The sequence below is a fragment of the Kitasatospora sp. NPDC007106 genome (assembly GCF_040634455.1).
In the GTDB taxonomy this organism is placed as follows: Bacteria; Actinomycetota; Actinomycetes; order Streptomycetales; family Streptomycetaceae; genus Kitasatospora; species Kitasatospora arboriphila.
In genome coordinates, this window is the sequence record NZ_JBEYFP010000051.1 from 1 (window position 1) to 22204 (window position 22204).

23 protein-coding genes are annotated in these 22204 nt (G+C 71.2%); 5 read left to right on the forward strand and 18 right to left on the reverse strand.

The genetic code is table 11. From position 1 onward, the window contains the following. On the reverse strand, window positions 1-1080 hold a 1080-nt coding region (locus ABZ641_RS08180; protein WP_359980057.1), incomplete at its 3' end, for an NAD(P)H-hydrate epimerase. A gap of 43 nt (window positions 1081-1123) precedes the next feature. Continuing rightward, entirely contained in the window at window positions 1124-1492 is a 369-nt protein-coding gene (locus tag ABZ641_RS08185) for a holo-ACP synthase (protein WP_030263419.1), read from the reverse strand. Between the two features lie 142 nt (window positions 1493-1634). On the opposite strand from ABZ641_RS08185, the gene ABZ641_RS08190 reads away from it, so the two are divergent. Beyond that, complete coding sequence (locus ABZ641_RS08190) at window positions 1635-2192, forward strand: Uma2 family endonuclease (RefSeq protein WP_359980060.1); 558 nt, start codon at window positions 1635-1637, stop codon at window positions 2190-2192. A gap of 39 nt (window positions 2193-2231) precedes the next feature. On the opposite strand, the gene glmS is transcribed toward ABZ641_RS08190, so the two are convergent. Then, window positions 2232-4088 (reverse strand): glutamine--fructose-6-phosphate transaminase (isomerizing), encoded by a 1857-nt coding sequence (gene glmS / locus ABZ641_RS08195; protein ID WP_359980063.1) that lies wholly within the window; start codon window positions 4086-4088, stop codon window positions 2232-2234. Window positions 4089-4210: 122 nt separating this feature from the next. Between glmS and coaA the strand changes: the two genes are divergently transcribed. The 4 genes from coaA to ABZ641_RS08215 all read left to right on the forward strand — a co-directional run bounded on the left by coaA (window position 4211) and on the right by ABZ641_RS08215 (window position 9470). After that, a complete protein-coding gene (gene coaA, locus ABZ641_RS08200; RefSeq protein ID WP_344621491.1) occupies window positions 4211-5203 on the forward strand; it encodes a type I pantothenate kinase in 993 nt (330 codons plus the stop codon). 247 nt (window positions 5204-5450) lie between these two features. After that, entirely contained in the window at window positions 5451-6701 is a 1251-nt protein-coding gene (locus ABZ641_RS08205) for a glycosyltransferase family 2 protein (RefSeq protein WP_359980066.1), read from the forward strand. Continuing rightward, window positions 6694-7827, forward strand: a complete 1134-nt coding sequence (locus ABZ641_RS08210) for a glycosyl hydrolase (protein WP_344621489.1) — start codon at window positions 6694-6696, stop codon at window positions 7825-7827. The genes ABZ641_RS08205 and ABZ641_RS08210 overlap by 8 nt, the downstream gene beginning before the upstream one ends. 35 nt (window positions 7828-7862) lie before the next feature. After that, the gene (locus ABZ641_RS08215) at window positions 7863-9470 is read left to right on the forward strand and encodes a glycosyltransferase family 39 protein (RefSeq protein ID WP_359980069.1); all 1608 of its coding nucleotides are present in this window, start codon (window positions 7863-7865) and stop codon (window positions 9468-9470) included. A 36-nt stretch (window positions 9471-9506) separates the two neighbouring features. Here the strand turns inward: ABZ641_RS08215 and ABZ641_RS08220 are convergent, their stop codons facing one another. From ABZ641_RS08220 to map, 15 genes are all read right to left on the reverse strand, one after another. Continuing rightward, a complete protein-coding gene (locus ABZ641_RS08220) occupies window positions 9507-10628 on the reverse strand; it encodes a glycosyl hydrolase (RefSeq protein ID WP_344621487.1) in 1122 nt (373 codons plus the stop codon). Window positions 10629-10651: 23 nt separating this feature from the next. Further along, window positions 10652-11713 (reverse strand): hypothetical protein, encoded by a 1062-nt coding sequence (locus ABZ641_RS08225; protein WP_344621486.1) that lies wholly within the window; start codon window positions 11711-11713, stop codon window positions 10652-10654. 144 nt (window positions 11714-11857) lie between these two features. Further along, window positions 11858-13225: a phosphoglucosamine mutase gene (gene glmM, locus ABZ641_RS08230; RefSeq protein ID WP_344621485.1), complete on the reverse strand. Its 1368-nt coding sequence runs from the start codon at window positions 13223-13225 to the stop codon at window positions 11858-11860. 159 nt (window positions 13226-13384) lie between these two features. After that, window positions 13385-13888 (reverse strand): 30S ribosomal protein S9, encoded by a 504-nt coding sequence (gene rpsI / locus ABZ641_RS08235; protein WP_263104963.1) that lies wholly within the window; start codon window positions 13886-13888, stop codon window positions 13385-13387. A 48-nt stretch (window positions 13889-13936) separates the two neighbouring features. Continuing rightward, on the reverse strand, window positions 13937-14380 hold the full coding sequence (rplM, locus tag ABZ641_RS08240; RefSeq protein ID WP_030263432.1) for a 50S ribosomal protein L13: 444 nt from the start codon (window positions 14378-14380) through the stop codon (window positions 13937-13939). Window positions 14381-14589: 209 nt separating this feature from the next. Then, complete coding sequence (locus tag ABZ641_RS08245) at window positions 14590-16248, reverse strand: ATP-binding cassette domain-containing protein (protein WP_359980073.1); 1659 nt, start codon at window positions 16246-16248, stop codon at window positions 14590-14592. Window positions 16249-16331: 83 nt separating this feature from the next. Next, entirely contained in the window at window positions 16332-17231 is a 900-nt protein-coding gene (gene truA, locus ABZ641_RS08250) for a tRNA pseudouridine(38-40) synthase TruA (protein ID WP_344621483.1), read from the reverse strand. Window positions 17232-17323: 92 nt separating this feature from the next. Further along, window positions 17324-17809, reverse strand: coding sequence for a 50S ribosomal protein L17 (rplQ, locus tag ABZ641_RS08255; RefSeq protein WP_263104959.1), 486 nt, complete (start codon window positions 17807-17809; stop codon window positions 17324-17326). Window positions 17810-17938: 129 nt separating this feature from the next. Further along, a complete protein-coding gene (locus tag ABZ641_RS08260; RefSeq protein ID WP_030263446.1) occupies window positions 17939-18961 on the reverse strand; it encodes a DNA-directed RNA polymerase subunit alpha in 1023 nt (340 codons plus the stop codon). A 155-nt stretch (window positions 18962-19116) separates the two neighbouring features. Further along, entirely contained in the window at window positions 19117-19524 is a 408-nt protein-coding gene (gene rpsK / locus ABZ641_RS08265; protein WP_014136257.1) for a 30S ribosomal protein S11, read from the reverse strand. A gap of 72 nt (window positions 19525-19596) precedes the next feature. Next, complete coding sequence (rpsM, locus tag ABZ641_RS08270) at window positions 19597-19977, reverse strand: 30S ribosomal protein S13 (protein WP_030263448.1); 381 nt, start codon at window positions 19975-19977, stop codon at window positions 19597-19599. A 177-nt stretch (window positions 19978-20154) separates the two neighbouring features. Continuing rightward, the gene (gene rpmJ, locus ABZ641_RS08275) at window positions 20155-20268 is read right to left on the reverse strand and encodes a 50S ribosomal protein L36 (RefSeq protein ID WP_003956441.1); all 114 of its coding nucleotides are present in this window, start codon (window positions 20266-20268) and stop codon (window positions 20155-20157) included. A 35-nt stretch (window positions 20269-20303) separates the two neighbouring features. Then, window positions 20304-20525, reverse strand: coding sequence for a translation initiation factor IF-1 (gene infA, locus ABZ641_RS08280; protein WP_003956442.1), 222 nt, complete (start codon window positions 20523-20525; stop codon window positions 20304-20306). A gap of 202 nt (window positions 20526-20727) precedes the next feature. Further along, window positions 20728-21156 (reverse strand): large conductance mechanosensitive channel protein MscL, encoded by a 429-nt coding sequence (gene mscL, locus ABZ641_RS08285; RefSeq protein WP_344621482.1) that lies wholly within the window; start codon window positions 21154-21156, stop codon window positions 20728-20730. 97 nt (window positions 21157-21253) lie between these two features. Continuing rightward, entirely contained in the window at window positions 21254-22090 is an 837-nt protein-coding gene (gene map / locus ABZ641_RS08290; RefSeq protein ID WP_344621481.1) for a type I methionyl aminopeptidase, read from the reverse strand. Window positions 22091-22204: the final 114 nt, after the last annotated feature.

The window sequence follows — 22204 nt, forward strand, 5'->3', positions numbered from 1 at the left end:
CTCCGCGCCGGCCAGCAGCCGGGCCGCCTCCCCGGTGTGCGGGGTGAGCAGGGTGGGCGCGGACCGGCCGGCCAGCGCGTCCGGGCCGAGCCGGGCGAGCTCGGTCAGCCCGTCCGCGTCGACCAGCACCGGCACGTCCGCCGCCAGCACCTCGGGCAGCAGCTCCCGCACGCCCTCGCCGGAGCCGGGGCCGACCACCCAGGCCTGCACCCGGCCGGCCTCCGCGGGCCCGCCGGCGGTCACCAGCGCCTCCGGGAAGCGCCGCACCACCTCGGCCGCGGCCGTCCCCGCGTAGCGGACGGCGCCAGCCCCGCCGCGCAGCGCCCCGGCCACGGCCAGCACCGCCGCCCCCGGGTAGCGCGCCGAGCCGGCCGCGACGCCGACCACGCCGCGCCGGTACTTGTCACTCTCCGCGCCGGGCAGCGGCAGCAGCGCCGCCGCGTCCGCGTGCTGCAGCACGGCGACCGGCGCCGGCGGCAGCTCCAGACCGATCCCGACCAGCTGCAGCACCCCCGCGTACGACGCGCCGGGGTCGATCAGCAGCCCGGGCTTGTAGGTGCCGAAGCAGACCGTCACGTCCGCCCGCAGGGCCACGCCCGGCACCTCGCCGGTGTCCGGGTCGACGCCACTCGGCACGTCCACCGCGACCACCCGGCCGCGCCGCGGCAGCGCCGCGAACGGCTGCGCCTCGGGCCGCAGCCCGCCGCGGCCGCCGATCCCGACGATGCCGTCCAGCACCAGGTCGGCCCGCTCGAACTCGCCCTGATCCGCCGTCACCCGTCCGCCGGCGGCGAGCAGCGCGGCGAGACCGGCGGCGTGCGCCTTCTCCGGCGAGAGCAGCACCGCGGACACCCGGGCGCCGCGGCGGGCCAGCCGGGCAGCGGCGTACAGGGCGTCACCACCGTTGTCCCCGCTGCCCGCCAGCACCAGCACCCGGCTGCCGTACACCCGCGGGAGCAGCCGCGCGCAGGTCGCGGCGAGGCCGGCGGCGGCGCGCTGCATCAGCGTGCCCTCCGGCAGCCGGGCCATCAGGTCGGCCTCGGCGGACCGGACCTGTTCGACGGTGTGTGCGCGGCGCATCGGCGGCCTCCCGTGGCGTTGGGGCGTCCCGGGGCCGCTCGCGCTAGCCCTCGGCGATCACTACCGCCGACGCTACGCCCGCGTCGTGGCTCAGCGACACGTGCCACGACCGGACGCCGAGGGCGGCGGCCCGCTCGGCGACCGTGCCGGTGACCTTCAGCACCGGCCGGCCGGAGTCCTCGGTGTGCACCTCGGCGTCCGTCCACCGCAGCCCGGGCGGCGCGCCCAGCGCCTTGGCCAGCGCCTCCTTGGCGGCGAACCGCGCCGCGAGCGAGGCGGTGCCCCTACGCGCCCCGGACGGCAGCGTCAGCTCGGCCTCGGTGAAGAGCCGGTCCGCGAGGTGCGGGGTGCGTTCCAGCGACTCCCCGAACCGCGCGATCTCCGCGACGTCGATCCCGACCCCGATGATCACCCGTGGACTCCTTCTCCGACACCGGCCGCTGCCGGGGACTGTACGGCACACTTTCGAGTGAGAACCGCTTCGAGCCCCCTCCGGTACCGATCCGTACGCCTACCGTGTGCCCCGGCGCCGATCGGCAGGAGGGAGAAGGGCCATGGTCGCCATGCCGGCTGTCGAGCACCCGCCGCCCGCGGACGACCTGCTCCGTGCGTTCCTGGAGCTGGAGACCCCGCCGGGCTTCAAGGCCGAGCTCATCGAGGGGGAGATCGTCGTGACACCGCCGCCGGACGGGTCCCACGAAACCGTGTTCGCCCTGCTCGTCAGGCAGTTCATCCGCAAGGCCGCGGTCGACGTGGACCTGGCCGGGACGAAGGGTCTGATCACACCCGGCGGCCGGTTCATCCCGGACGGCACCATCAGCCCGGTGGGGCACTTCGAGGATGCCGAGCCCTGGGCATCGCCGGCAGGGGTCCTACTGGTTTTCGAGATCACCTCCGGCAACCCGGCCAGGGATCGCGAGGCCAAGCGCCGCGGCTACGCGGCTTCCGGCATCCCTTGCTACCTGCTGATCGACCGCAGCTACCGAAGCGCCACCCTGTTCACCGACCCCGCGGACGGGGACTACACCGTCCACACCCAGGCGGCCTTCGGCAAGCCCCTCGACCTGCCCGCCCCGTTCTCGTTCGCGCTCGACACGGAGCCCCTGCGGTAGCGCACGCCACCGCAGGGGCTCCGGGCGGAGCGGGTCCGGCTACTCGACGGTGACCGACTTCGCCAGGTTGCGGGGCTGGTCGACCTCGTGGCCCTTGGCGGTGGCCAGCTCGCAGGCGAAGACCTGCAGCGGGACGGTGGAGACCAGCGGCTGCAGCAGCGTCGGGGTCGCCGGGATGCGGATCAGGTGGTCCGCGTACGGGACGACGGCCTCGTCGCCCTCCTCGGCGATGACGATGGTGCGGGCGCCGCGGGCGCGGATCTCCTGGATGTTGGAGACGATCTTGTCGTGCAGGATCGACCGGCCGCGCGGCGACGGGACGACCACGACGACCGGCAGGCCCTCCTCGATCAGCGCGATCGGGCCGTGCTTGAGCTCGCCGGCGGCGAAGCCCTCGGCGTGCATGTACGCCAGCTCCTTGAGCTTCAGCGCGCCCTCCAGGGCGACCGGGAAGCCCACGTGGCGGCCGAGGAAGAGCACCGAGCGGGCGTCGGCCAGCGAACGGGCCAGCTCGCGGACGGGCTCCATGGTCTCCAGCACCTGCTCCACCTGCTTCGGCGCGTCGCCGAGCTCGCGGATGATGGTGAAGATCTCGTCACCCCACTTGGTGCCGCGGACCTGGCCGAGGTACAGCGCGACCAGGTAGCAGGCGACCAGCTGGGTCAGGAACGCCTTGGTCGAGGCGACCGCGACCTCCGGGCCGGCGTGGGTGTACAGCACCGCGTCGGACTCGCGCGGGATGGTGGAGCCGTTGGTGTTGCAGATCGCCAGCACCTTGGCGCCCTGCTCGCGGGCGTGCCGCAGCGCCATCAGGGTGTCCATGGTCTCGCCGGACTGCGAGATGGCGATGACCAGGGTGCGGTCGTCCATGATCGGGTCGCGGTAGCGGAACTCCGAGGCGACCTCGACCTCGCAGGGGATGCGGGTCCAGTGCTCGATCGCGTACTTGGCGATCATGCCGGCGTGGAAGGCGGTGCCGCAGGCCACGATGACGACCTTGTCGACCTCGCGCAGCACCTGGTCGGGGATGCGCAGCTCGTCGAGGGTCAGCCGGCCGTCGGTGCCGATCCGGCCGAGGAGGGTGTCGGCGACGGCCTTCGGCTGCTCGGCGATCTCCTTGAGCATGAAGTAGTCGTAGCCGCCCTTCTCGGCGGCGGAGGCGTCCCAGTCCACGTGGTACTCGCGGACCTCGGCCGGGTTGCCGTGGAAGTCGGTCACCGTGACGCCGTCGCGGCGCAGCTCGACGACCTGGTCCTGGCCGAGCTCGATCGCCTCGCGGGTGTGCGCGATGAAGGCGGCGACGTCGGAGGCGAGGAAGTTCTCGCCCTCGCCGCGGCCGACGACCAGCGGGGAGTTCCGGCGGGCGCCGACCACCACGTCGGGGGCGTCGGCGTGGGTGGCGACGAGGGTGAAGGCGCCGTCCAGCTGCCGGCAGACCGTCCGCATGGCCTCGGCGAGGTCGCCCTGGTAGGCCTCGCCGAGCAGGTGGGCGACGACCTCGGTGTCGGTCTCGGAGCGCAGGGTGTGGCCGCGCTCGGCGATCTCCGCCCGCAGGGTCGCGAAGTTCTCGATGATGCCGTTGTGGACGACGGCGACCTTGCGGTCGTCGTCGAGGTGGGGGTGGGCATTGGCGTCCGTGGGGCCGCCGTGGGTGGCCCACCGGGTGTGGCCGATGCCGGTGGTGCCCGCCGGCAGCGGGGTCTCGGCAAGGGACTTCTGGAGGTTGGCGAGCTTGCCGGCCCGCTTGTCGGTGGCGAGGCTCCACTGCCCGTCGAGCCCCTGGGTCTGCACGGCCACACCGGCGGAGTCGTACCCCCGGTACTCCAGCCGCTGCAGGCCTGCGATCACTACGTCGAGGGCCGACTGGGACCCCACATATCCAACGATTCCGCACATGCGTGCCAGCATATGCGGCGTTTCGTTCACCCAGGTCACGCTCACCGCTCACCCCGGTCACGCCTTGCCGACACCGCGCGTGACCGATGCCACAGCATCCCGCCGCGCCCGGACGGACCACAATGGGGGATGTGCTGACCGAACTCTGTACGAGGGGCGCCGCCCAGGCGCCCACCCCCTCCCCGTACGTGGATCTGGACCGGGCCGAGTGGAGCGCGCTGCGCGAGCGCACCCCGCTGCCCCTGACCGCCGACGAGGTCGAGCGACTGCGCGGCCTGGGCACCGCACTGGACCTGGACGAGGTCAGGGACGTCTACCTGCCGCTGTCCCGGCTGCTGAACCTGTACATCCACGCGACGCACGAGCTGCGCGGCGCGGTGGGCACCTTCCTGGACACACCGGACACCGAACGCACCCGGACCCCGTTCGTCATCGGCGTGGCCGGCTCGGTCGCGGTCGGCAAGTCGACGACCGCCCGGCTGCTGCAGGCGCTGCTGGCCCGCTGGCCCGAGCACCCGCGGGTCGAACTGGTCACCACCGACGGCTTCCTGCTGCCCAACGCCGAACTGCGCCGGCGCGGCCTGATGGCCCGCAAGGGCTTCCCCGAGTCGTACGACCGGCGGGCGCTGATGCGGTTCGTCGCCGACGTGAAGGCGGGCAAGGACAGGGTCACCGCCCCGGTCTACTCGCACCTGGTGTACGATATCGTGCCGGACGAGCGGCTGACGGTGGAACGCCCGGACATCCTCATCGTCGAGGGCCTGAACGTCCTTCAGCCCGCCCTACCCGGCACCGACGGCCGCACCCGGCTCGCCGTCGCCGACTACTTCGACTTCTCCATCTACGTCGACGCGCGCACCGACGACATCGAACGCTGGTACCTGGACCGCTTCCGCAAGCTCCGCGAAACGGCCTTCCAGGACCCGAACTCCTACTTCCAGCGCTTCACCGAGGTCCCCGAGGAGGAGGCGATGGACTACGGCCGCCAGGTCTGGCGCACCATCAACAAGCCCAACCTGCTGGAGAACGTGCTGCCGACCCGCGGCCGGGCCACCCTGATCCTCCAGAAGGGCCAGGACCACAAGGTCCGCCGGGCCCGGCTCCGCAAGCTCTGAGCCCGTTCGATCCGCTCGGACCGGTCCGGCGTCACGAATGTGTCGCGATTGGTGGGAGATCTGACGCACCTGCATCCGTTAGCTGGCGATATGCCGGGAATGGCGACTTCTGGCTACCCGTAGTATCAGGGCGCCCTGTTCCACGCCTGCGCCCGATCGGACACGGAACCGTCCTCAGATGCTCGCCTTCCTACTAGAGATCCGGCAGTGGTGGACCGTCCGAGCGGTCTATCCGTTCGCCGTCTTCATGGCAGTGGTATGGCTGCTGTGGCTCACCCGGCTGATATTGACCCGTCGTTACCAGCCCTGGCTGAGGCCCCATACCACGACCACCTCGGTGATCATCCCGGTGGTGGACGAGCCGGCCGACCTCTTCTACTCGGTGCTCGACCGCATCATCGAACAGCAGCCGACCGAGATGGTCGTGGTGATCAACGGGAAGCGCAACGAAACGCTCGAAAAGGTCTGTGACGAGCTCGGCGTCTACTGGCGCTGGACCGAGACCCCCGGGAAGCGGAACGCGCTGCGGGTCGGCCTGGAGGTCTGCACCGGCGAGATCGCCGTGCTCGTCGACTCCGACACCGTCTGGACGCCCACCACGCTCAGCGAGCTGGTCAAGCCGTTCCGCGACCCGGAGGTCGGCGGCGTGACCACGCGCCAGCGCATCCTCGACCCGGGCCGGTCCCTGCTCACCCGCTGGGCCGACTGGCTGGAGAGCGTGCGCTGCCAGTACTCGCTGCCCGCCATGAGCGTCCTGGGCACCGTCGGCTGCCTCCCCGGGCGCACCATCGCCTTCCGGCGGCAGATCCTCCTCGACTGCATGGACGACTTCCTCGGCGAGAAGTTCCTCGGTGTGTTCCTGGAGGTGAGCGACGACCGGACGCTCACCAACTACACGCTCAAGCAGGGGTACCGGACCGTCTACCAGTCGACCTCGCTGGTGTACACCGACGCTCCGTTGGAACTCCGCAAGCTCGCCAAGCAGCAGTACCGCTGGGCCCGGGGTTCGCAGTACAACACGCTGCGGATGCTGCCGTGGATGCTGCGGCGCGCCCGGATGCTCGCCCTCTTCTACCTGGTGGACATCCTGATCCCCTTCGTCCTGCTCGGCAGCTTCTCGTCCTGGGCGGTCGCCGCCTGGCACCGCAGCGGCCCGAGCCTGTACAACGACCTGCCCCTGCCGGTGGAGCAGTGGAAGTCCACGCTCCTCGTCCTCGTCCTCGCCGCGCTGCTCTCCGCGGTGTCGCTGGCCGTCCGGTTCGGTCGGCACTTCGCCTACCGGTCCAAGGACATGCTGTACCTTCCGGCCTTCATGCTGATCAACACCTTCGTGCTGCTTCCGGTCCGTCTCCTCGGGTTCTTCCGCATGGGGCACAACGCCTCGTGGGGCACCCGCGACGACAGCTTCGCCGGCGAGCGCGCCCGCAGCCCCAAGGTCGCGATCCCCTATCTCCTGGGCAGTGCCATGCTCGTGGGCGCGGTGATGATGAGTGTCTAAGCGGGCCGCTACTCGCCGCAGGAAGCCCCGCTGGTGGCAGCGCGGCTCCGGCATCCGCCTCCGCGTGTGGATGGCGGGCAACCTCGCCCTGCTCTGCGTGCTCACCTACGGCGTGATGTCCGCCCTCGCGGCGCAGGCCGGGGGGCCGCGCTACGCGGGTCTCGGACAGAGCGCCGGCGTGCCGGCCCTCGAGGAGCTGCTGCGGCCGGAGAAGAAGGCGCACCCGATGCCGGACCGCGCCGTCTTCGCCAAGCCGAACGGCAAGTACTTCGGCGTCAGCACCGTGGAATCCCCCTGGTCCGGAGCCGAGCTGCAGCGGATCAAGCAGTCCTCCGGCGCCTGGCCGACCATGTCCGAGTACTTCGTGCGGTGGAACGCGGACTTCGACCCGGCCGCCGTGAAGGCCGCCTACGACCACGGCACCCTGCCCGTCCTCGCGTGGGAGCCCTGGGCCGGTGAGGAGGCGGGCGGCGACGACCAGCCCGAGTACCGCCTCTCCACGATCATCGACGGCACCCACGACGCGTACATCCACGCGTTCGCCCGGGGCGTCGCCCAGCAGCGCTGGCCCCTCGCCATCCGGTTCGCGCACGAGATGAACGGCACCTGGTACCCCTGGTCCGAGCAGAAGAACGGCAACCGGCGCGGCCAGTACGTGCAGGCCTGGCGGCACGTCCACGACATCTTCGCCCAGGAGGGCGCGACCAACGTCATCTGGGTGTGGAGCCCGAACATCCTCCGTCCGGTGCCCGACGTCGACCTCGCCGCGCTCTATCCGGGCGACGACTACGTGGACTGGGCCGGGATGGTGGGCTACGGGACGAACTCCGAGCGCACCGCGGACGAGACGTTCGGCCCGACCCTCGACGCCCTGCGCGGCGTCACCAAGAAGCCCGTCCTCATCACCGAGACCGGCCGCGAGACCAGCAGCGCCTACAAACCCGCCTGGACGAGCGACTTCTTCGCCTGGCTGGCGAAGCAGCCGGACGTCATCGGCTTCATCTGGTTCCAGCGCAACGCGGACCAGGGCGCCAAGGCCAACTGGCGTTTCGACGAGACCACCGCGGCCCTGCGGGCCTTCTCCAACGGCATCCGCCAGATCAAACTCGCCGACGGACTCGACTGACCCGGCGTCACCCGCCACGGACCCAAGGAACGACAGTGAGCACGCAACCTCACCAGCTCCGGACGGCCCTCCGGCCCGCGGAGAGGCCGCTACCGCCCTCCGGGCCGGAGCGGCCCGCCGCCACGACCGACGAGGAGACCGGGCCGTCGGGCCGGGGACATCGCGCGGCGGGCGTCCTCGCGGTCCTCCTCCCCGCGCTCGTCGCCGCGTACCGCTGCCTCGACGGCATCGGCGCGCGGCAGATGTGGCGCGACGAGCACGCCAGCTGGTGGGCCGCCACCCTGAACACCGCGGACTTCCGCGCCCTGCTCAGCAACATCGACGCGGTGATCGCGCCCTACTACCTGCTACTGCGGGCGTGGACACCGGCGTTCGGCGACTCCCCCGCCTCGCTGCGCACGCCGTCCGCCATCGCGATCGCGGTCTCGGCCTCGCTCGTCGCGCTGCTCGCCCGACGGGTCCACCGGGCGGCCGGCGGCTCCGACCTCTCCGCCTCGCTCACCGGCGCGGGTGCGGGCACCGCCTTCGCGCTGCTGCCCGCGGTCGCCCGCTACGGCCAGGAGGCCAGGCCCTACGCCTTCGCCGTCCTGCTCTCCCTGCTGGCCGGCGTCCTGCTGCTGCGCTGCCTCGACGGCAGGTCGGGGGCCGCATGGGCCTGGTACGGCGTCACCCTGACCCTCGCCGGTGCCGCCCACCTGGTCTGCCTGCTCGTCCTACCGGCCCACGCAGCGGCCGTCCTCACCTCCTGGATCCGCAGTCGGCGGGCAGCGGTCGCACTGAACTGGCTGCTCGCCACCCTCCTCGGCCTGGCCGGCATCAGCGTCCTGGTCCTGCGCGGCAACAGCCAGAGCAAGCAGATCGCCTGGAACAACCCCACCCGCGACGACCTCGTGCAGCTCCCGAGGGACCTGCTCGGCTCCTGGCCGGCGGCGGCCGTCGTCCTGGCCCTCGCCCTGCTCGGTCTCTGGGCCGCGCGGCGCCACGTCGGGCTGCTGGCCGTCTGGGCGCTGCTGCCGCCGCTGCTGACCTTCGCCACCGCCGACCGGCTGCACCTGTTCCTCGACCGCTACCTGCTCTTCACCGCCGCCCCCGTCGTGGTCCTGGCGGCGGCCGGCACCGCCTGGATCCTCTCCCCGCTGCGCCGCAACACCGCCCTCGGCGGTGTCGCCGTCGTCCTGGCGGCCACCCTGCTGGCCGGCATCACCGTCCTCGACCGGTCGGCCATGGCGGCGATCCGGAACAACCCGGTCGCCGAGCCCGACTACCGCGGTGCGGCGGCGCTGCTCGCCGCCGAGGCGAAGCCCGGTGACGGCATGGTCTTCAACAGCCAGCTCAACGCCCGACGGGCCTTCGCCTACGAGCTCCGCGACCGTCCGGCCCCCACCGACGTGATGCTGCAGTACTACCCGGAGGACCTGGGGCGCTTCCAGGGCACCGAGTGCGACGACCCGTCGGAGTGCGCGCGCTACTCGGACCGGCTCTGGCTGGTCAGCACCGCCGCGGGGCCGAACCCGTTCGCCCAGATGGCGGCCGGTACCAGGACCGTCCTGCAGGAGCAGTTCAAGGTCAGCAGCACCCGGGAGCTCCACAAGATCAAGGTCCTGCTGCTGGAGCGCGTCCAGCCCGCTCCGAGCAACGACTGAGCGGCGGCGCGGGCGGCCCCGGCCGCCCGCGCGGCCTCAGCGCATCGGCCAGGGCACCAGCCGCTGGTCGGCGAGGCCGTCCTGGAAGGCCTTGACGCTTCCGGGCGAGGTGGTGAACCGCCAGTCGTAGCGGCCGCCCTCCTCGTCGCTGTGCTGGAACCAGGAGAAGCCGACGACCCGCGGGTGGGCCTTGATCCAGCGGAAGAAGTCGACCGTCCACAGGGCCTTGTTGACGTTGGGCCGGACGCCGGTCTCGCCGATGAAGATCGGCTTCTGCGAGAGGGACACCAGGTCGGCGTAGGTCTCGTCGAAGACCTCGTCGGCGCGCTTCTCGCTCTCGCTGTACCCGTCCATGCCGATCCAGTCCACGTACTGGTCACCGGGGAAGTAGCGGGCGAGTTCGTGCTTGTCCGTGCCGCGGTGGATGTTCGGGCACCAGAACCAGAGGACGTTGGTGACCCCCCGGGACGCGAAGACGTCGTGGACGTGGCGCCAGGCGGCGACGTAGTCGCCCTGGCGGTTCCCGCTGCGCTGCTCGGCCCAGGGGTACCAGTCGGCGTTCATCTCGTGCGCGAAGCGGATGACGACGGGCTGGCGGACCTCCCGCACGGCGTCCGCGAACCGCCGCACGTAGCCGTCGTGGGCACCCGAGGCGATCCTGCGGAGCGCGTAGGCGGGTTGGTCGTCACCCTGGTCCTTGCCCGCCGACGGCTGCCAGGTGAGCAGCGGGACCGCGCCGAGGTGGTACGAGGAGGTCACCCGGTCCGCCGAGAACTCCTCGTCCCAGTTGACGAAGTACTCCTGGACGGTGGGCCGGCGGCCGGCCGAGGCGGAGACGTTCTCGGTCTCCGGCTCGTTCGGCGAACCCGGGGTGCTCACGCCGAAGTGCAGCCCGTCGGGCTTGCGCAGCCCCGCCATCGTGGCGGGCGTCCCGTAGCCCGTGGCGCCCGCCCCGTCCGCCGCGGTCGGCAGCGGGCCGACCCCGACGGAACCGGAGGCGGCCGCGGACCGGTCCTCGCCGCGCAGGAGCAACCCGAGGACCACGGCCAGCGCCAGCACCACCGCACCGGCGGCCAGCAGCCTCCGCCGGGTCGGCGGCGCCACCCCGCGCAGTCGATCGACGACGGCCTCGACGGCCGTCCGCCTCCCCCACTCCATCGAATACTCCGTCAGCCGGGGCTTCAGCCGGCCTTCTTGGCGGCCTCGGCACCGCGGGCGAGCAGGGTGGCCCGGAGCGAGGAGGTCACGTCCGCGCCGGCCTGCTTGGCGTCCTTGTCGGTGCCCGAGACGGGGCTGCCGTCCTTGCTTCCGGTGATCGTGGTGTGCAGGTAGCGCCCGAGCGAGTCATGGGTGATCGCACAGGCGCCCGCGTCCGAGCAGAACTTCGGGGTCTGGTCCTTGACCAGCGGCTGCACGTTGCCCTTGAACGCGCCGTCGAGCTTGCTCGCCTGCACCTTGTCGTCGAAGACCGCGACACCGATGGTCACGACCGACTTGTCGGAGGTATAGGTGGCCCGGTAGAGACCGCGGCACAGCTGGTCCCGCAGCAGCGGGCCGAGGCCGTTGGTCGTCACGTCGCCGCACGCCCCGCTGAAGTCCACCGCGCTGCGGGTGTACGACCGGCCCTGCACCGTGATGGTGGCGCTCGGGAAGAGCGTCTCGACGGTGAGCGGAGCCTTGTCCGTGCTGCCCCGGCCGAGTATGTCCTCGGGCTTGGCCGCACGCTTGGTGCTCTGCCCGGCGGACGGGCTGGCCTTGTCCGAGGCGCTGGACGACACCGAGGGCGAGGCCGACGGATCGGCCTCCACCCTCGCCGACCCGTCGGTCAGGTAGAGCGAGGCGGCCACGATGCCGCCCACCACGAGCACCGCGGCCGAGCCGCCGCCGATCGCGAACATCCGCTTGCGGCGACGGCGCTGCTCCGCCTCGTTCTGCTCGGCCAGCGCCGACCAGTCCGGCTCGTCTATGTCGGAGGCCCGGAACGTGCTCGGCCCGTACCGTCCCTGTGGCTGTCCCGGCTGGGCGAACGTCGGGAACTGCCCGTAGCCCGGGCCGCCCTGACGGGGCGGCGGAGTGGCGGCGGGGCCGGGGACTCCGGGAGCCCCGTGCTGCTGCGGGAAGGGCACGGCACCCGGCTGGGCCGGTGGGTAGCCGTAGCCCGGTGCCGAACTGCCGGGCTGCGGTACAGGCTGGCCCGTCTGCGGCGCACCCGCCACATGTGCCTGCTGTTCCCCATCGGTCATCTGAGCCTCCGCCCCTTTCCACTCGTGCGAGCAGATGATATCGGCAACGTGATCGGACACCACGACTGAGCCGGCGCCAGATCAAGCATTTGTCATACCGGAACCGAACCGTGGCCGTTCGCTTGCCGGATCGGGACGGCCCGGTCAGCCCAGGTGGGTCTTCACCACTGCGGCGAGCCGCTCGGCGACGGCCTTCGCGCGGGCCTCGTCGGCGGCCTCGACCATGACGCGGACGAGCGGCTCGGTGCCGGACGGGCGCAGCAGCACCCGGCCGGTGGTGCCGAGTTCGGCCTCGGCCTCGGCGACCGCGGCGGTCAGCTCGGCGCAGCTGGCGACCCGGCTCCGGTCGACGCCCTTGACGTTGATCAGGACCTGCGGCAGACGGGTCATCACGGTGGCGAGGTCGGCCAGCGGCTGCTTGGTGGCGGCCAGTCGCGCGCCCAGCATCAGGCCGGTGAGGGTGCCGTCGCCGGTCGTGGCGTGGTCGAGCAGGATGACGTGGCCGGACTGCTCGCCGCCGAGCGCGAAGCCGTGCTGCTTCATCGCCTCCAACACGTAGCGGTCACCGACCGCGGTCTGCACCAGGTCGATGCCCTCGCGCTCCATGGCCAGCTTGAAGCCCAGGTTGGACATCACCGTGACGACGGCGGTGTTGCCGCGCAGCGTGCCCGCCTCCTTCATGGCGACGGCCAGGACGGCGATGATCTGGTCGCCGTCGACCTCGTTGCCGTCCGCGTCGGCGGCCAGGCAGCGGTCGGCGTCGCCGTCCAGGGCGATGCCGAGGTCGGCGCGGTGCTCCTTCATGGCGGCGCGGAGCTTGTCCAGATGGGTGGAGCCGACGCCGTCGTTGATGTTCAGGCCGTCGGGCTCGGCGCCCAGGGTGTAGACGACCTCGGCGCCGGCGCGGGCGAAGGCCTCGGGGGCGACCCGGGCGGCCGCGCCGTGGGCGCCGTCGATCACCACGCGGACGCCGTCGAGCCGGTTCGGGAGGACGGCGACGAGGTGGGCGACGTACTTGTCGAAGCCCTCGGTGTACCGGCGGACGCGGCCGACGGCGGCGCCGGTGGGGCGCTTCCAGTCCTCGCTGCCGCCGACACCGTAGCGGCGGTAGTGCTCCTCGATGGCGTCCTCGATGGCGTCGTCCAGCTTGTGGCCGCCGCGGGCGAGGAACTTGATGCCGTTGTCGGGCATGGCGTTGTGGCTGGCGGACAGCATGACGCCGAAGTCCGCGCCGAGCGCGCCGGTGAGGTAGGCGACGGCCGGGGTGGGCAGCACGCCGACCCGCAGCACGTCCACGCCGGCGCTGGCCAGGCCCGCGATGACGGCGGCCTCCAGGAACTCTCCGGAGGCGCGCGGGTCGCGCCCGACCACGGCCACCGGCCGGTGTCCCTCGAAGGCGCCGGCGTCGCCGAGCACGTGTGCCGCAGCGACCGACAGGCCGAGGGCCAGTTCGGCGGTCAGGCCCTCGTTGGCCACGCCGCGTACCCCGTCCGTACCGAAGAGTCGTCCCACTGTTCCCGTCCTTTTCGCCCTGCTCGTTGTTTCTTCACCCTCCCGCCGTCCGCACCGGGCGGGAGAGCACGACGCCCCGGAGTACACGAGGTACTCCGGGGCGTACGGGTTGCACCGGGGGTGCGCACCACCGGAGCGGCACGCACCCCCGGGGTGCAATTAGCGCTTGCTGTACTGCGGCGCCTTGCGGGCCTTCTTGAGACCGGCCTTCTTGCGCTCGACGGCGCGGGCGTCACGGGTCAGGAAGCCGGCCTTCTTGAGCGGGCCGCGGTTGTTGTCCACGTCCGCCTCGTTGAGGGCACGGGCCACGCCGAGGCGCAGCGCGTAGGCCTGACCGGAGACGCCGCCACCCGCGATGCGGGCCACGACGTCGTAGCGGCCGTCGAGCTCCAGGAGCTTGAACGGCTCGTTGACGGTCTGCTGGTGCACCTTGTTGGGGAAGTAGTTCTCCAGGGTGCGACCGTTGATCTTCCACTGGCCGGTGCCCGGGACGATGCGCACGCGGGCGATCGCCTCCTTGCGGCGGCCGAGGCCGGCGCCGGGGGTGGCCTCGCCGAAGCGGCCGGCCAGCGACTCGGTGGTGTACTCGGTCTCCGAGGTGTACTCCTCGACGTTCTCGTCGAAGTCAACCTCGAGGGTGTTCTCGATGGCAGTCTCGGCCACGGTGTTCCTCAGCTCTCGCTACTCAGTGATGGGGTCTTGCGGCCGGAATTACTGCGCGACCTGGGTGATCTCGAACGGCACCGGCTGCTGGGCAGCGTGCGGGTGCTGGTCGCCCGAGTAGACCTTGAGCTTCGAGAGCATCTGACGGCCGAGGCTGTTCTTCGGGATCATGCCCTTGATGGCCTTCTCGACGGCCTTCTCCGGGTTCTTGTCCAGGAGGTCGTCGTAGCGCACCGAGCGGAGACCGCCCGGGAAGCCGCTGTGGCGGTAGGCCATCTTCTGGGTCTTCTTGTTGCCCGACAGGTGCACCTTGTCGGCGTTGATGATGATGACGAAGTCACCAGTGTCAACGTGCGGCGCGTAGATCGCCTTGTGCTTGCCCCGCAGGAGGTTGGCGGCCTGGGAGGCCAGGCGGCCGAGCACGACGTCGGTCGCGTCGATCACGTGCCACTGACGCTGGACGTCGCCGGGCTTGGGGCTGTACGTACGCACGGTCGTAGCCTTCGCTTTTCAGTGAGTGGGTCCTGACAGGAGCACCGGACGATGAGAACAGCTCGACCCACCTTGGACGCAATTCAAGGGGAGCCGCTGATCGTCGGCCAGATGTCTCCGGCGTACCGACCTCTCACGTGAGATAGAGCGAGCCAATACGCACAACAAGTCGCCAGCTTACCGGGCGCCCCGCGGGGGGTCAAAACGCCTCAGCGGTCGCGCACCACCCTGGTCTCGTCCCAGACCGGCTCCGGCGACTCGTAGACCCGGCCGTCCGAGCCGAACACCAGGTAGCGGTCGAAGCTGCGGGCGAACCAGCGGTCGTGGGTGACGCACAGCACGGTGCCGTCGAACGCCTCCAGGCCCTGCTGCAGCGCCTCGGCGCTCTCCAGGTCCAGGTTGTCGGTGGGCTCGTCGAGCAGCAGCGCCGTCACGCCGGACAGCTCCAGCTTGAGGATCATCAGCCGGGCCTGCTGGCCGCCGGAGAGCGACTCGAACTTCTGCTCCTCCTGGCGGTCGAGCTCGTAGCGGCGCAGCGCGGCCATCGCGGCACCGCGGCCGAGGGCGTGCTCCTCCTCCAGGACGGTGCGGATCGTGCGGCCGAACAGCTCCGGGTGGGCGTGGGTCTGCCGGAAGTGGCCGGGCACCACGCGGGCGCCGAGCTTCCAGTCGCCCTCGTGCTTCACCGTGCCGTCGCCGGCCAGCAGCCGAAGGAAGTGCGACTTGCCGGAGCCGTTCGAGCCGAGCACCGCGACCCGCTCGCCGTAGAAGACCTCCAGGTCGAAGGGCTTCATCAGGCCGCTGAGCTCCAGGCCCTTCACGGTGAAGGCGCGCACGCCGGTGCGGCCGCCCTTGAGGCGCATGGTGATCGACTGCTCGCGCGGCGGCGCCTCCGGCGGGCCGGCGTCCTCGAACTTCTTGAGCCTGGTCTGCGCGGCGGCGTACCGGGAGGCCATCTCGTGGCTGACCGCGGCCGCCTGGCGCAGGGTGACGACGAGCTTCTTGAGCTTGGCGTGCTCCTCGTCCCAGCGGCGGCGCAGCTCCTCGAAGCGCTCGAAGCGGGCGCGGCGGGCGTCGTGGAAGGAGTCGAAGCCGCCGCCGTGCACCCAGACGCTGCTGCCGGCCGCGCCGGTCTCGACGCTGATGATCTTCTCGGCGGTGCGGGAGAGCAGCTCGCGGTCGTGCGAGATGAAGAGCACGGTCTTGTTGGTGGCCTTGATGGCCTCCTCCAGCCAGCGCTTGCCGGGCACGTCGAGGTAGTTGTCCGGCTCGTCGAGCAGCAGGACCTCCTCGGGGCCGCGGAGCAGCGCCTCCAGGACGAGCCGCTTCTGCTCGCCGCCGGAGAGGGTGTTCAGGCCGCGGAACTGGGCGCGGTCGAAGGGCATGCCGAGGGCGGCGGTGGTGCAGACGTCCCAGACCGTCTCGTAGTCGTAGCCGTCGGCGTCCGCCCAGTCGGCGAGCGCCTGGGCGTAGCGCATCTGGGTCTTCTCGTCGTCCTGGGCGAGCATGGCGAGCTCGGCGGCGTCCACCGCGCGGGCGGCGGTGGCGATCCGCTCGGGGGCGACGGAGACCAGCAGGTCGCGGACGGAGGCGTCGGCGGGCAGGGCGCCGGGGGTCTCCCGGTGGTCCTCGCGGCCGGTGGTGCCGACGAACTGGCGCATCACGCCGAGACCGCCGGTGACGGTGACGGTGCCGCCGTGCGGCTGCACGTCGCCGGCGATCATGCGGAGCAGGGTGGTCTTGCCGGCGCCGTTGGCGCCGACCAGCGCGACCGCGGTGCCCTCGCCGACCCGGAAGGACGCGTCGTCGAACAGCACCCGCCCGTCCGGCAGGTAGTACTCAAGGTGCGAAATCTCGACGTGTCCCATGCGTCGGATTGTGCCAAGCGGGCGCGCCGGGCCCCAAACCGTTTTACCGCCGGGCCGGCGTGACGTTCACCGCCGCACCGGCGTCACGCCTGGCCGGGCAGGGTCCGCATCCGGCGGGCGAGGCGGTTGCGTTCGGCGAGCTCGCCGTCGGCGGGGTAGCCGACCTCCTCCAGGGTGAGGCCGTGCGGGCGGACGACGTTGACCGCGGAGTTGCGGACCCGGCCGGCGAGGACCTGGCCGGGGAAGTCGACCGGCCGGTGGCCGTCGCCCACCAGCAGCATGGCGCCGACCAGCGAGCGGACCATGTTGTGGCAGAAGGCGTCGGCGCGCACCGTCGCGACGGCGAGGCTGCCCTCCTGGGCGGCGTAGGCGTCGATCGGCACCCGCTCCCAGTGGAGTTCGAGCAGGGTGCGGATGGTGGTGGCGCCCTCGCGCTTCTTGCAGTACGCGGCGAAGTCGTGCTCGCCGAGCAGCAGCCGGGCGGCCTCGTTCATCCTGTCGACGTCGACCGGGCGGTCGTGCCACAGGACGTGGCCGCGCAGCAGCGGGTCGACGCCGCCGGGGTGGTCGGCGACCCGGTAGGCGTAGCGGCGCCAGACCGCGGCGAAGCGGGCGTCGAAGCCGTGCGGGGCCTCGGAGATCCGGTAGACGCGGACGTCGGCGGGGAGCCGGCCGGCGAGGCGGCGGAGCAGCTTCTCGCCGTGCTCGGCCCACAGCTGTTCGGGGAGGTCGACGTGGGCGACCTGGCCGCGGGCGTGCACACCGGCGTCGGTGCGGCCGGCCACGGTCAGCGGGAAGCCGATGGCGCTGCGGGTGACGATCTGCAGGGCGTTCTCGATCTCCTCCTGGACGGTGCGCCGCCCCCGCTGGCGGGCCCAGCCGGAGAAGTCCGCGCCGTGGTAGGCGAGGTCGAGCCGGATCCGGCGGAAGCCCTCGGCCGGGCCGTCCTTGACGGGGGGCTGCTCGGCACAGTCGTTGGCCACTTCGTTCTCCTGGGAGGGCTGCCTGCGGGAAGTGCTCGGGCCCGCCCTCCCCACGGATGGGGAGGGCGGGCCCGGGTGACACCTTGGGGGCGTCAGGCCTCGGTGGTCTCCGCGGCCTCGGCCTCGTCGGCCTTGGTCTCCTCGACCTTGGCCTCCTCGGCCTCCTTGACCGCGCGCTTGGCGGCGGCCTCGGCCTCGGCGACGGTGGCCTTGGTGGCGATCTCGCCCTCGACCAGCTCGATCACGGCCATCGGGGCGTTGTCGCCGCGACGGGTGCCGATCTTGGTGATGCGGGTGTAACCGCCGGGACGGTTCTCGAAGCGCGGCGCGATCTCGGTGAAGAGGGTGTGCAGCACCGAGACGTCGGTGATGGTCTTGCGCACCAGGCGACGGTTGTGGATGTCGCCCTTCTTCGCCTTGGTGATCAGCTTCTCCGCCAGCGGGCGCAGGCGGCGGGCCTTGGCCTCGGTGGTGGTGATGCGGCCGTACTGGAACAGCTCACGGGCCAGACCGGCGAGCAGCAGGGGCTCGTGGTGCGGGCCGCCGCCGAGGCGGGCACCCTTGGTGGGACGCGGCATGGAATGACTCCTCGTATCTCCGACTGCGGCCGTACCAGGTACCGCAGCGGGCGTACGGGCACCGTGCCCGTACGACTTGCACGGTGGCGGGGGCGGTCCGCGAAGGGCCGCCCCCGTCCCGAATTCTTCTTAGTACTGCTCGGTCTCCGCGTAGCCCTGGTCGTCCAGGTCATCGGCGCCGAAGGCGTCGGCGGCGGCGGTCGGGTCGAACCCGGGCGGGCTGTCCTTGAGGGCCAGACCCATGCCGGCCAGCTTCGCCTTGACCTCGTCGATCGACTTCGCACCGAAGTTGCGGATGTCGAGCAGGTCGGCCTCCGAGCGGGCGACGAGCTCACCCACGGTGTGGATGCCCTCGCGCTTGAGGCAGTTGTAGGAGCGGACGGTGAGCTCCAGCTCCTCGATCGGCAGCGCCAGGTCGGCGGCCAGGGCGGCGTCCGTCGGGGACGGGCCCATGTCGATGCCCTCGGCGTCGATGTTCAGCTCGCGGGCGAGGCCGAACAGCTCCACCAGGGTCTTGCCGGCCGAGGCCATGGCGTCGCGGGGACGCATGGCGGGCTTGGTCTCGACGTCGACGATGAGCTTGTCGAAGTCGGTCCGCTGCTCGACTCGGGTGGCCTCGACCTTGTAGGTGACCTTCAGCACGGGGCTGTAGATCGAGTCGACCGGGATGCGGCCGATCTCCTGGCCGGAGGCCTTGTTCTGGACGGCGGAGACGTAGCCGCGGCCGCGCTCGACGGTCAGCTCCATCTCCAGCTTGCCCTTGCCGTTGAGCGTGGCGAGGACGAGCTCGGGGTTGTGCACCTCGACACCCGCCGGCGGGGCGATGTCGGCGGCGGTGACCACACCCGGGCCCTGCTTGCGCAGGTACATCACGACCGGCTCGTCGTGCTCCGAGGAGACGACCAGCTGCTTGATGTTGAGGATGAGGTCGGTCACGTCCTCCTTGACGCCCGGCACGGTGGTGAACTCGTGCAGGACGCCGTCGATCCGGATGCTGGTGACAGCGGCACCGGGGATCGAGGAGAGGAGGGTGCGGCGGAGCGAGTTGCCGAGGGTGTAGCCGAAGCCCGGCTCCAGCGGCTCGATCACGAACCGCGAGCGGAATTCGTCGACGACCTCTTCGGTCAGCGAGGGACGCTGAGCGATCAGCATGAGAGGTGTTCCTCCAGTTGTCTTCGGCACCCACTATTTGATGCCGATGGACTCAAGCGTACGGCCTCCCGCACCAGGCGGGAGGCCGACGCACGTACTACTGCGGACCCGTGGGGGCCTGCCGTGTGCCCGAAGGCGTGCCCGAAGGCGCAGCGTCAGACGCGGCGGCGCTTCGGCGGGCGGCAGCCGTTGTGCGGGGTGGGGGTGACGTCCTGGATCGAGCCGACCTCGAGGCCGGTGGCCTGGAGGGAGCGGATCGCGGTCTCACGGCCGGAGCCGGGACCCTTGACGAAGACGTCGACCTTGCGCATGCCGTGCTCCTGCGCACGACGCGCGGCGGCCTCGGCGGCCATCTGCGCGGCGAACGGGGTGGACTTGCGCGAGCCCTTGAAGCCGACGTGGCCGGCAGAGGCCCAGGAGATCACGTTGCCCGAGGGGTCGGTGATCGAAACGATGGTGTTGTTGAACGTGCTCTTGATGTGGGCGTGCCCGTGAGCGACGTTCTTCTTCTCCTTGCGGCGGATCTTCTTCGCGCCGGCAGCCTGACGACCCTTGGGGGGCATAAGTCTGTTCTCCTGATGAGGTGGTCGGTCCGCTAACCCGCGGGCCGGAGGGATGTCCGGTTACGGGACGGACTACTTCTTGCCCGGCTTCTTCTTGCCGGCAATCGCGCGACGCGGGCCCTTGCGGGTACGCGCGTTGGTGTGGGTGCGCTGGCCGCGGACGGGCAGGCCGCGACGGTGGCGCAGGCCCTCGTAGCAGCCGATCTCGACCTTGCGGCGGATGTCGGCGGCGACCTCACGGCGGAGGTCACCCTCCACCTTGTAGTTGGCGTCGATGTACTCGCGCAGCTTGATGAGGTCTTCCTCGGAGATGTCGCGAACCCGGACGTCGGGGCTCACACCGGTCTCGGCGAGGGTCTGCTGGGCGCGGGTGCGGCCGATGCCGTACACGTACGTGAGGGCGATCTCGATCCGCTTCTCGCGGGGGAGATCAACGCCGGCGAGGCGTGCCATTCATGGCTCCTGTGGTTCTTCAGAGGTCTTGCGTGCCGCCTACTCCGTCGCCTCTCGGCGAGGGAGCCCCGGCCTCTGACCGGGGGTGGCAGTCCGTCCCTCAGGGGGTCGGATCGGGCAGCCCGCGTATGACGTTGTGCGCGTCGCGCGAAGTACTACGAGAAATGCTGGGAGAGATCAGCCCTGGCGCTGCTTGTGGCGCAGGTTGTCGCAGATCACCATGACCCGGCCGTGGCGGCGGATCACCTTGCACTTGTCGCAGATCTTCTTGACGCTCGGCTTGACCTTCATGTTCAGGTTCTCCGGGTCTAGATCTGACGGTTTGCTTACTTGTAGCGGTAGACGATCCGACCACGCGTCAGGTCGTAGGGGCTCAGCTCCACCACGACCCGGTCGTCCGGGAGGATACGGATGTAGTGCATCCGCATCTTGCCGCTGATGTGCGCGAGGACCTTGTGACCGTTCTGCAGCTCGACCTTGAACATGGCGTTCGGAAGAGACTCGATCACGGTGCCCTCGATCTCAATGGCGCCTTGCTTCTTTGCCATGAACTGCGAGATCCACCTTCCGGGGCCGGCTACCGCATGCGGCACGCTCGTGCGAGCCTGGGTCCACCCCACCCCTGCCTGAAAGAGCCCTCGCGGGATTCCTGCTTGGGAAGAGGGCGTGCCGAAGCACGCTACGAGTGAGCCGACGCATCAGTCTACGACAGGCTCCAAGCGGACGCCAAAACGGCTCGGCCGGTCACCCTCAGTACTGGGCGGGCACCGGAACGACCGGCTGGACCACCGCGGTGCAGGCCGCGCAGCGGCGGGCGGCCTCGGGGATCTCGGTCAGGCACTCGGGGCAGGGACGCTTCGGGGTCTTCGGCTTCTTCGGCATGTAGCGGGCGGTGGCCTTGGTCACCGGCAGCACGACGCAGAAGTACAGCACGGCGGCGGTCAGCACGAAGGCGATCAGGACGTTGAGGAACTGCCCGTACGGGAAGGTCACGCCGCCGATGTGCGCGCTGTAGCTGGCGAAGTCGCCCGCGGCGCCGACCACCACGCCCACCAGCGGGGTGAGGAACGCCGTGACGAAGCCGGTCACGACGGCGGTGAACGCCGCACCGATGACCACACCGACGGCCATGTCGACGACGTTCCCGCGCATCATGAAGTCACGGAAGCCCTTGAGCACTGTTCTCTCTTCTCCTCGTACGGCTGTCAGCAGACAAAAATAGGGCGAAGGACCCGGAGGGCGAAACCTCCGGGTCCTTCGCTCCTGTCCGTCCGGGTCAGGCCAGCGGGTCCGGGGCCGCGGTGACGCCCAACTTGGCCAGCTCCGCGCGGCCTCCGTCGAAGGCGGTGAGCACCAGCGGGCCCTGCTCGGTGACGGCCACCGAGTGCTCCCAGTGCGAGGCCCAGCTCTTGTCGGTGGTGACGACCGTCCAGTCGTCCTCCAGCACGGCGGAGTGCGGGGTGCCGAGCGTCACCATCGGCTCGATCGCCAGCACGGTGCCCGGGATCAGCTTCGGGCCCTTGCCGCGGCCGGCCACGTAGTTCAGCACGTGCGGCTCCATGTGCATCGCGGTGCCGATGCCGTGGCCGCCGTAGCCCTCGACGATGCCCCACTTGCCCTTGGGGGGCAGCGGCTGGCGGCGGATGAACGACTCGATCGAGCGGGAGACGTCGACCAGCCGGTTGCCCTTCTTCATCTGGGCGATGCCGGCCCACATCGAGCCCTCGGTGACCCGGCTCAGCTGGAGGTGCTCCGCCGCGGTCTCGCCGACCGCGACGGTGATCGCCGCGTCGCCGTGCCAGCCGTCGAGGATGGCGCCGCAGTCGATGGAGATCAGGTCGCCCTCCTGCAGCACCCGCTCCCCCGGGATGCCGTGGACGATCTCGTCGTTGACCGAGGCGCAGATCACACCGGGGAACCAGAGGCCGCCGTGGTGGGCGCGGAAGTTGGAGGTCGCGCCGTGGTCGGTGATGACCTTGTCGGCGATGTCGTTCAGCTCCTGGGTGGTGATGCCCGGGGCGACCGCCTCCCGGCAGGCCTTGAGCGCCTCGGCGACGACCAGCCCGGCCGCCCGCATCTTCGCGATCTGCTCGGGGGTCTTGATCTCCACCATCTGGTCACGCCTTCCACTGTCGGACGCCGCCCGGTCCTTGCCGGGCGGCCGTGCACTCGTTACCACCGTACGACGCCGCAACGGCCGGGAAGCCCCGTCGCGGGGCTTCCCGGC